12 protein-coding genes are annotated in these 9012 nt (G+C 58.4%); 2 read left to right on the forward strand and 10 right to left on the reverse strand.

Going from position 1 to position 9012, the window contains the following annotated elements:
* Positions 1-88 precede the first annotated feature (88 nt).
* Positions 89-814 carry a hypothetical protein gene (locus tag C7477_RS03835; protein ID WP_110749168.1) on the forward strand — a complete coding sequence of 242 codons (726 nt, stop codon included), beginning with the start codon at positions 89-91 and terminating at the stop codon, positions 812-814.
* A 27-nt stretch (positions 815-841) separates the two neighbouring features.
* On the opposite strand, the gene C7477_RS03840 is transcribed toward C7477_RS03835, so the two are convergent.
* From C7477_RS03840 to C7477_RS03860, 5 genes are all read right to left on the reverse strand, one after another.
* Positions 842-1048, reverse strand: a complete 207-nt coding sequence (locus C7477_RS03840; protein ID WP_110749170.1) for a DUF3126 family protein — start codon at positions 1046-1048, stop codon at positions 842-844.
* Between the two features lie 108 nt (positions 1049-1156).
* Positions 1157-1972 carry a serine O-acetyltransferase gene (cysE, locus tag C7477_RS03845; protein ID WP_110749382.1) on the reverse strand — a complete coding sequence of 272 codons (816 nt, stop codon included), beginning with the start codon at positions 1970-1972 and terminating at the stop codon, positions 1157-1159.
* Between the two features lie 109 nt (positions 1973-2081).
* The gene (locus C7477_RS03850; RefSeq protein WP_110749172.1) at positions 2082-2852 is read right to left on the reverse strand and encodes an alpha/beta fold hydrolase; all 771 of its coding nucleotides are present in this window, start codon (positions 2850-2852) and stop codon (positions 2082-2084) included.
* A gap of 12 nt (positions 2853-2864) precedes the next feature.
* Complete coding sequence (locus C7477_RS03855; protein ID WP_110749174.1) at positions 2865-3344, reverse strand: DUF192 domain-containing protein; 480 nt, start codon at positions 3342-3344, stop codon at positions 2865-2867.
* Positions 3345-3484: 140 nt separating this feature from the next.
* Positions 3485-4066, reverse strand: coding sequence for a cold-shock protein (locus tag C7477_RS03860; protein WP_110749176.1), 582 nt, complete (start codon positions 4064-4066; stop codon positions 3485-3487).
* A gap of 225 nt (positions 4067-4291) precedes the next feature.
* On the opposite strand from C7477_RS03860, the gene gloA reads away from it, so the two are divergent.
* Entirely contained in the window at positions 4292-4732 is a 441-nt protein-coding gene (gene gloA / locus C7477_RS03865) for a lactoylglutathione lyase (RefSeq protein WP_110749178.1), read from the forward strand.
* Between the two features lie 46 nt (positions 4733-4778).
* On the opposite strand, the gene tcuC is transcribed toward gloA, so the two are convergent.
* The 5 genes from tcuC to C7477_RS03890 all read right to left on the reverse strand — a co-directional run bounded on the left by tcuC (position 4779) and on the right by C7477_RS03890 (position 9006).
* Positions 4779-6113, reverse strand: a complete 1335-nt coding sequence (gene tcuC, locus C7477_RS03870) for an MFS transporter (protein WP_110749180.1) — start codon at positions 6111-6113, stop codon at positions 4779-4781.
* A 139-nt stretch (positions 6114-6252) separates the two neighbouring features.
* Positions 6253-6441, reverse strand: coding sequence for a hypothetical protein (locus tag C7477_RS03875; RefSeq protein WP_110749182.1), 189 nt, complete (start codon positions 6439-6441; stop codon positions 6253-6255).
* Between the two features lie 65 nt (positions 6442-6506).
* Positions 6507-7007: a GNAT family N-acetyltransferase gene (locus C7477_RS03880; protein WP_110749184.1), complete on the reverse strand. Its 501-nt coding sequence runs from the start codon at positions 7005-7007 to the stop codon at positions 6507-6509.
* 5 nt (positions 7008-7012) lie between these two features.
* A complete protein-coding gene (gatA, locus tag C7477_RS03885; RefSeq protein ID WP_110749186.1) occupies positions 7013-8494 on the reverse strand; it encodes an Asp-tRNA(Asn)/Glu-tRNA(Gln) amidotransferase subunit GatA in 1482 nt (493 codons plus the stop codon).
* Positions 8495-8505: 11 nt separating this feature from the next.
* Entirely contained in the window at positions 8506-9006 is a 501-nt protein-coding gene (locus C7477_RS03890; RefSeq protein WP_110749189.1) for a GNAT family N-acetyltransferase, read from the reverse strand.
* Positions 9007-9012 lie beyond the last annotated feature (6 nt).

The raw sequence follows: 9012 nt of genomic DNA on the forward strand, positions 1-9012 counted from the left end.
TTTCTCCCCTTCGGTGTCGATGATGGCTGATTCACCGGCTTTTAACCATAAAGGTCAATAGTTGCCCGGATTGGACAAGGCGGACCCCATGCAAGGCGCAAATGAAACAGCACTTTCTGTTACGGAAAGCCGCATTTTCACGCGCATCTTTCATGTTTTTCTGGGCGTTGCCGTTCTCTCGATCATTATCAATATCGGCGGGCGATATCTGGGGCCCATCATCGCCATGGGCGGCCATACGGACAATACGGCTATCCGCGAAATCGTCATCGGCAATGACGTGCTTGCCATTCCATCGAATATGATCCGCTTTGCCGCGCAACGGCGCGATGGCGTCGCCACCCGTGTCGATCTTTATCTGAAATGGCCGGAAATGTCGGGCTATAGCGCCAAAACGCGCCATGATTTCAATTTCACCACGATGAAACGGCAAATCCTGTTCCTCTCGATCGAGGGGCGGACCATGTCGCGCGATATGTCGGGACGCTACCTGCCGATTTATTCCGCGCTCATAGAGCAGCAGGGAAAGCCCGGGCCGGCGGGGCTGACAATTCATGGCTTCCGCCCTACGAGCGGCTATACCGATGAAGAGCTGGTTGTCTCGCCAATGGAAGGCGATGCGCCCGGTTTCGTTGCGCGCTGCCTTACGACAAATGCCGCGAAGGAAATAGCCGCCCCATGCGAGCGCGACATCCAGTTCGGCAATGGTCTGCAACTTTTCTACCGCTTCCCGCGCGATCTGCTCGGACAGTGGCAGACGCTCGACGAAAGCGTTAGAGCATTTGCGGCGGGTCACCTGGTAGATAGGAGATGACCCGCGTCTTCAGATAAAACCAGATAATCAGAGATCCATGTCCAGAATTGCCATGGAGAAATTGTAGGACAATTCGCCCTCTTCTTCGTCCTTGTAGATGAGGCCGAGGAATTCGCCATCGAGATACAGCTCGCACGAATCGTCCTTGCGCGGACGGGCCTTCACTTCAAGGCCGGGATTCTTGAAAGTCCGTTTGAAATAGGCGTCGAGTTTTCTCAGTTCTTCAGGTTTCAAACGAATTCTCCTAATTGCTAGTCGGGGGGCGGGTTGTGACACGCGGCGTCCCGCCCTGTAAAGTCCGGATGGCATTTGTCACCGGCTTTGATTGGAGTCAGGCGCGTGCTAATCGATCAACTGATCCATGGCCCGGGCCGGTTCCGCGCAGCCGCTTTCGCCGATAATGCGCGCGGGAACGCCCGCAACGGTCACATTGCTTGGCACGGGCTTCACCACCACCGACCCCGCCGCCACCTTCGAGCAATGCCCAACCTCGATATTGCCGAGTATCTTCGCGCCGGCGCCGATAAGTACGCCATGCCTGATCTTCGGATGCCGGTCGCCGCCGGCCTTGCCGGTCCCGCCCAGCGTCACGCCGTGCAGCATCGAGACATTATTCTCGATAACCGCCGTCTCGCCGACGACAAGCCCTGTGGCATGGTCAAGAAATATCCCGCTGCCCAATTGCGCCGCCGGGTGGATATCGGTCTGGAACACCGAAGATGAACGGCTCTGCAGATAATAGGCGAAGTCCCGCCGCCCCTCTCCCCAAAGCCAATGCGCCAGCCGGTGCGTCTGGATGGCATGAAAGCCTTTAAGATAGAGAACGGGGTCGAGAAACCGGTCACAGGCCGGATCGCGGTCGTAAAATGCCTGCACATCGACGCGCAGAACATGCGACCATTCAGGCACAGCCCGATGCATTTCAGCAAATGTCTGGCGCAGGATGCCGGCATCGAGATCCGCATGGCCAAGCCGCTCAGCGATGCGATGCCCCACCGCTTCCTCAAGGCTAGCCTGATTGAGCACCGTAGATTGCAGAAAAGCGGTCAAAAGCGGATCGCGCTCAGCGGCTGCTTCGGCTTCCGCGCGGATGCTCGTCCAGATCGGGTCCACCTGACCGACAGCATTCACCATCTTCAAGCTATTGGATGCGGGCATTTCAAAACTCCCGGTTTTGCCGATTTTCTTGCTCTTTAACTGCAACATAGAGCAAACCGCTTTCCTTGACACATCAATTCGCTGAAACGAAACCATCAGCGTTGAAGGATCAAATGGGGTTTTCCGCCAGGAATTCCAGCACCGCCCGTTTGAAAACCTTGTCGCCAACAGCCAGCATATGGTCCCGGCCGGGAATATCCAGCGCCTGTCCATGCGGCAGGAGAGCGGCAAGCTCGTGCGGATTGCCGGCTATGTCGTCCTTGGTGCCGACCGCCACCAGCGTGGGCTGAGTGATGCGGCTGACCGCCTCCGCGCTCAATACCTCCTTCGAGGTGAGCACACAGGCGGCCAGCGCGAGGCGGTCGCTCTTCGTCTGGTCGGCGAACTTGCGGAACATCAACCCGCGCGGATGGGTAATCGTCGTGGGATCGTCGGCAAGGAGCGCCTCGTGGATCGGCTCCCAATCGCCGGCGCCGGTGACCATGCCGATGCCCAGACCGCCGAAAACGAGGCTGTGAACCCGGGCCGGATGCTCCAGCGCCATGAAGGCGGCGATACGCGCGCCCATGGAATAGCCCATGACATCAGCGGTTTCGATGCCGAGATGGTCGAGAAGCGCCACCGCATCACCGGCCATCAGGCTCGGTGTATAATCGGCGGGCTCATGGCTCTTTGCAGATGCGCCATGCCCGCGATTGTCAATGGCGATGACCCGATATCCTGCTTCCGTCAACGTCTCGAACCAGCCGGGCGCAACCCAGTTGACGTAACTTGAAGAGGCAAAGCCGTGAATGAGCAGGACGGGCTCGCCCTCGCCCGCCTCACGAAAGGCAAGGCGCAGACCGTCATGCTCGAAAGTACGTATTTCAGGCGTATACATTCTGGAAGCCTTTTATTGCGCGGCGCATTGCCCGCATATGGCGGGGTGGCGCACAGGATCGCCGATGGCAAGGCCGAGCCGCTTGGCCGCGCCAGCGCGCAGCTCGACGACATACTTGACCGGCGCTATCGAGGAGATGATCGCCTCGGAGAATGGCTCGGTATTCTCGCGGATCGCGGCAATCCTCCCGTTTTGAGCGATGAACACCATGTCGAGCGGCAGCGGCGTGTTCTTCATCCACATCGTGATCGGGCGCGTCTCGTCGAACGTGAACAGCATGGCGCGATTTTCCGGAAAATCTGTACGATTCATCAACCCCTGCATCCGCTCGGAGTCGGTATCAGCGATTTCAACATCGAGCGAGACTTTGCCCTTCGCGGTCTGGAAAACAAGCGGATGGGCGTCCACCGGCAGCCGCATCGGCTCCGCCGGCTGGGCGCAAGCGGGGGCGGCAATGAAAAACAGAAGGAGGATTGCGACGAGGCGCGACATGGGACTGGTCCGTGAGACAATTGGAACGCGAGCAGCTTTCGCCTATTGGTCCACGCTCGTCAATGGATAGTCCAGTGGCCCTTCGTCCTTCGAGGCGAGTGGAGTGAAGCCTGGAAGGACGAGGGTGAAGGATACGTTTCTTAATGCGACACAGGAAACTGTGTACCGATATCGGGATGAATTTCCGCCGCCATCAGTCCCTTTTCGCCGTCGCCATAACGGATCAAGACCACCTGTCCGGGACGCAGCTCGGTGAGCCCGAAACGGCGCAACGTCTCCATGTGGATGAAGATGTCTTCCGTGCCCTCGCCGCGCGTGAGAAAGCCGAAGCCCTTGGTGCGGTTGAACCATTTGACGATGACACGCTCCAGCCCGCTGGAAGGCGTGACGACGACATGGGTGCGTTGCGGCGGCATTTGCGCCGGATGGACAGCCGTGGAATTATCCATCGAGACGACGCGGAAGCATTGCAGCCCGCGCTCTCCATTCTTGACCTCGCAAACAACGCGCGCACCCTCGAGAGCGGTCTGAAAGCCATCCCGGCGCAACGATGTGACGTGCAGCAGAATATCGGAAAGACCAGGCCGGTCGGGCACGATGAATCCGTAACCCTTGGCGACATCGAACCATTTGATCGATCCCGACACCTCGATGAGATCGATGATCTCCTCGGATGAGGCGCCGCCAAGGAACTGGTCCTTCGACATGGATTTGTCCGCCATAGCGCCAGTTCCCTCCTTTCAATCTGTGAAAACAACATTGATTCTCGACTTGAGAATAACACTTCCACAGCGCGACGGAGCAAGGGCCCACTTCTGGTTATTAACTGGATACCACAGACATTCTTTCTTCGAATTCTTGTTTCAAAGAACCAGTGATGCACAGTTGACACGCTTACCAATTCCGCTACCCCACCCATATTTCCATTATGAAAAACGGAGCCGAACATGCGCTATCTGCACACCATGGTTCGCATTCGCGATATCGATGAATCGCTGGATTTCTACGTCAACAAGTTCGGGCTGGAGGAAATCCGCCGTACGGAGAACGAGAAGGGCCGCTTTACGCTGATCTTTCTTGCCGCGCCGGATGATAAGCAACGCGCCATCACGGAGCGCGCGCCGGAGCTGGAACTGACCCATAACTGGGACCCGGAGGAATATACCGGCGGTCGCAATTTCGGCCATCTTGCCTATGAAGTGGACGATATCTACGCTACCTGCCAACAGCTGATGGACAAGGGTGTAACGATCAACCGCCCTCCCCGCGACGGCAACATGGCCTTCGTCCGCTCGCCGGACGGCATCTCCATCGAACTGCTCCAGAAAGGCGAACGCCTTGCTCCCCAGGAGCCTTGGGTCTCGATGCCTAATACGGGAAGCTGGTAATATAAGGCTGTAGGGCGGCAAGATATACTGTTCTACAGCCCTATTTTTATTTCACCGCGGCCACTTTGACCGCGGCCACGCCGGAAATCGCCATCTCTCCGTCTCGCGAGCGCATTCCAAACCAGTAGATGGCGACGGTCGCGACGAGGCCGCATAGGCCGCCAAAGGCCAGCCACATGCCCGGCGCCGCGCGGTCTCCCGTCTGCTCGATCAGCCAAGTGGACATGAGGGGCGTGAATCCGCCGAAAAGTGCTGTGGCAAGCGAATAGGCAAGCGAGAAGCCGACGGTGCGAACGTTGCTCGGCACGATCTCCGTCAACGCGACGACCAGGGCGCCATTATAGCTGCCATAGAGAAACGAGAGCCAGAGCAGCGTAAACAGCATGTGGCCAAAACTGGTATTCGTCGTGAGCCAGGCCAGGATCGGATAGGCGGTGAGCAGCGTGAGCCCGGAAAAGATCACGAGCACGCCGCGCCGGCCCAGCCTGTCCGAAAGCGCCCCCATGACGGGCAGCCAGAACAAATTGGACAGCGCGGTGCAGAATGTGACGATAAGGCTATCGGTTTCCGACAGTTTGAGGACCGTTTTGCCAAAGGTCGGGGTGTAAACCGTGATCGCATAGAACGATATGGTGGTCATCGCGACCATCAACATGCCGAAAAGCACGATACGGAAATTGGCTCTGAGGGAACGGACTATCTCGGAGATATCAGGGTGATGGGGCATCCGGAGAAATTCCTGCGTTTCCTCCAACGAGCGGCGGATATAGAACAGGAACGGCACGATCGCGCAGCCGATGAAGAACGGAACGCGCCAGCCCCAGTCGCTCATCTGGATCGGCGTGAGAAAATGATGCAGGCCATATCCGAGAACCGCGGCGACCATGATGGCGACCTGCTGACTGCCGGATTGCCACGCGACATAGAAACCTTTGTTGCCGGGCGTTGCCATCTCGGCAAGGTATACGGACACACCGCCAAGTTCGACGCCGGCGGAAAAGCCTTGCAAAAGGCGCCCGATGAGGACAAGGAAGGGCGCAGCAAGGCCGATTGTGGAATAAGAGGGAACGAAGGCGATCAAAATCATCCCGAACGCCATGATGCCGAGCGTAACGATCAGGCCCCGGCGGCGCCCCACCCGGTCGATATAGGCGCCAAGAAAGACGGCGCCTAGCGGTCGCATCAGGAAGCCCGCTCCGAATACCCCAAAAGCCAGCATGAGCGAGGCATATTGATTGCCGGTCGGGAAGAAAGCCCTGGAAATATAACTGGCATAGAAGCCAAACAGGAAAAAGTCGAACATCTCCAGGAAATTGCCGCTGGTGGCGCGCAGCACCGTTGCGGCCTTCGAGGTTTTCGAGGGGACGTATGCGCCGGCCATGAGAAATTCTCCGAATTCTCCCCCAGCTGCAAATGAGCATCAACTACGCTATTTATGATCGTAATATATCAAGCACGCGGCTTCTAGACACGGAGTCGTGTACAGAATCAAACGTTTAAGGAGCAGGCTTTTCTCTCCCTCACTTCCCCTTCGTTGGCTTGATGCCGAGCATCTTCTGGAGAACATCGATATCCTGCTTGACGAAAAAGGTCAGATCGGGAGTGGTGGTCACCAGATGCGCGCCGCTACCATAGGCATTGTATGACACGACATGGTCGAAATTGATCGCGACGCGTTCACCATTGACATCAGTCAGTTCGATCCACATGGTTTTTCCCTTCGCTGGTCTTGTTTTACAACAATAGAACAAAGACGAAGCGAAGCAATCCTTCTTCAAGCGGTGATCTTGATCAAATCCTCGCCGAGCAATAATTCCATGCTTACTTTTTCGACTTTCCGGCAAAAACTGTCGGACCATTCCTCCCCGCGCCTGATGATACGAAAGCCGCAACGCTCATAAAGGCGGATGGCGGGAAGATTGCGGGCATGCGTTTCGATACACGCCCGTCCATATCCGGAAAGCACGATTTCAGCCAGAAGCGCGTCCATCAGCGCGAAACCGATGCCACGCCGCTGGAAAGCGGGATCGATCCAAAGGTCGGAAATATAATCGGCGCCCGTATCCCGCGCGCCCCAGCCCACCACGGCGCCAGCCAATTCAGCCAGCACGATCTGATGATGAAATTCATCCGCAAAGGCGCGAAACGCCCTTTCCGCCCGTTCGCGAATCCCGGGCCGTTCCGGCTCGAAACGGAAGATCATCGAGGCCCAGGCGCGGCATCCGACACCGGCGAGCGCGGCGCTATCGCCGACGCTCGCACGTCGAATGATCATTTATATCACCACCAGCGCGGCGCGATGAACCGCCCAGCCGCCTGCTCGATGACGTGAGCCGCCTGGAAAAGCGTCTCTTCCTCGAAGGGACGGCCGATGAGCTGAAGACCGAGCGGTAGCCCTTGCGCGCTGAGACCCGCCGGAACGGCAATGCCGGGCAAGCCGGCCATATTCACCGTGACGGTGAAGATATCGTTCAGATACATCTTCACCGGGTCCGCTGCGAGGTCCTCGTCGGCAAGACCAAAGGCGGCCGACGGCGTCGCGGGGGTCAGGATCGCATCGACGCCCGCATGGAACACATCCTCGAAATCCTTCTTGATGAGCGTGCGTACCTTCTGCGCCTTCAGATAATAGGCATCGTAATAGCCGGCGGAGAGCACATAGGTGCCGATCATGATGCGGCGCTTGACCTCGCGGCCGAAACCGGCGGCGCGGGTCTGTTCGTACATATCGGCAATGTCCTTGCCCGGCACGCGCAGCCCATAGCGCACGCCGTCATAACGCGCGAGATTCGACGATGCCTCGGCGGGCGCGACGATATAGTAGGCGGGCAACGCATATTTAGTATGCGGCAACGAGATATCGACAATCTCCGCGCCGGCCTCTTTCAGCCAGGCAATGCCTTGCTGCCAGAGCTTTTCGATCTCTTCCGGCATGCCATCGACGCGGTATTCCTTGGGAATGCCGATCTTCATGCCTCGAATCGATTTGCCGATGGCCGCCTCGTAATCCGGCACCAGCAGGTCGACGGACGTGGTATCCTTCAAATCCACCGACGCCATGGATTTCAAGAGGATGGCGCTGTCGCGGACATCACGCGCGATAGGCCCCGCCTGATCGAGCGAAGAGGCGAAGGCAACCGTGCCCCAGCGCGAGACGCGGCCATAGGTGGGCTTGATGCCGACCGTGCCGGTGAACGCCGCCGGCTGGCGGATCGAGCCGCCTGTATCGGTGGCGGTCGCGCCCGCGCAGAGCATTGCCGCGACGGCTGCCGCCGAACCACCGGACGAGCCGCCGGGCACCAGATCGGCATTGGAGCCGCCGGCGCGCCATGGGTTTTTTACCGGGCCGTAATAGGAGGTCTCGTTGGACGAGCCCATGGCGAATTCGTCCATGTTGAGCTTGCCCAGCATCACCGCGCCGTCGGCCCACAGATTGGCGGTCACGGTCGATTCATAGCGCGGCTTGAAACCATCGAGAATGTGCGAGCAGGCCTGCGTATGCACGCCTTCGGTGGCGAAAAGGTCCTTGATACCAAGCGGAATGCCTTCCAGCGCACCCGCCTCGCCCTTTGCCAGCCGGGCGTCTGAGGCCTTGGCCATTTCGCGTGCCTTTTCCGGCGTCACCGCGACATAGGCGTTGAGCTTGTCATTCGCCGCATCGATGGCGTTAAGATACGCGTCGGTCAGCTCCGTCGCGGTGATCTCTTTCGCCTTGAGCTTGTTCCGCGCGTCTGCAATGGTGAGTGCGGTCAAATCGGTCATCGTCAAATCCTTTATTGCGCCAGGGGAGAGAGGCGCTTTTCGAAAAATGCGCTATATTCGGAATCGGGATAATCCAGCACAACGCCGCAGCGGGTGAAACCGGCGCGCTCGTAAAGACGCCACGCGGATTCGAAGCCGGGGACGGGACCCGTTTCGAGAACCAGTTGCGAAAGGCCCTTATCCCGTGCAAGCCGCGTGATGCTATCCAGAAGCGCCGATCCGACCCGCAATCCCCGTACTTCGGGCAAGGTATACATGCGCTTGACCTCGCCGATTTCAGGCGAATGGACCTTCAAAGCGCCGCAACCGACCGCGCGTCCATCTCCGTCACGCGCGACGAACACAGTCGTGTCGGGGTCCGCCATCTGTTCCACCGTCAGCGTGAACTGGTACTCGATGGGAGCAAACGGCAGAAGATGCGCGTTAAGCTGGTCGACCAGTCCGCGCACATCGTCCTGCAACGGTGTTTCTATCGCTATGGCAACCTTTGTTGCGGTCGCAGCTTCAGTCATGGGAAC

The sequence above is a fragment of the Paramesorhizobium leguminum genome (assembly GCF_003217235.1).
GTDB lineage: Bacteria > Pseudomonadota > Alphaproteobacteria > Rhizobiales > Rhizobiaceae > Paramesorhizobium > Paramesorhizobium leguminum.

Coding starts and splice junctions, on each gene's coding strand:
- C7477_RS03890 (WP_110749189.1), bottom strand. CDS start 9,006: ATGACTGAAGCTGCGACCGCAACAAAGGTTGCCATAGCGATAGAAACA.
- C7477_RS03855 (WP_110749174.1), bottom strand. CDS start 3,344: ATGTCGCGCCTCGTCGCAATCCTCCTTCTGTTTTTCATTGCCGCCCCC.
- C7477_RS03850 (WP_110749172.1), bottom strand. CDS start 2,852: ATGTATACGCCTGAAATACGTACTTTCGAGCATGACGGTCTGCGCCTT.
- C7477_RS03880 (WP_110749184.1), bottom strand. CDS start 7,007: ATGATCATTCGACGTGCGAGCGTCGGCGATAGCGCCGCGCTCGCCGGT.
- gloA (WP_110749178.1), top strand. CDS start 4,292: ATGCGCTATCTGCACACCATGGTTCGCATTCGCGATATCGATGAATCG.
- tcuC (WP_110749180.1), bottom strand. CDS start 6,113: ATGGCCGGCGCATACGTCCCCTCGAAAACCTCGAAGGCCGCAACGGTG.
- C7477_RS03835 (WP_110749168.1), top strand. CDS start 89: ATGCAAGGCGCAAATGAAACAGCACTTTCTGTTACGGAAAGCCGCATT.
- C7477_RS03875 (WP_110749182.1), bottom strand. CDS start 6,441: ATGTGGATCGAACTGACTGATGTCAATGGTGAACGCGTCGCGATCAAT.
- C7477_RS03860 (WP_110749176.1), bottom strand. CDS start 4,066: ATGGCGGACAAATCCATGTCGAAGGACCAGTTCCTTGGCGGCGCCTCA.
- gatA (WP_110749186.1), bottom strand. CDS start 8,494: ATGACCGATTTGACCGCACTCACCATTGCAGACGCGCGGAACAAGCTC.
- cysE (WP_110749382.1), bottom strand. CDS start 1,972: ATGCCCGCATCCAATAGCTTGAAGATGGTGAATGCTGTCGGTCAGGTG.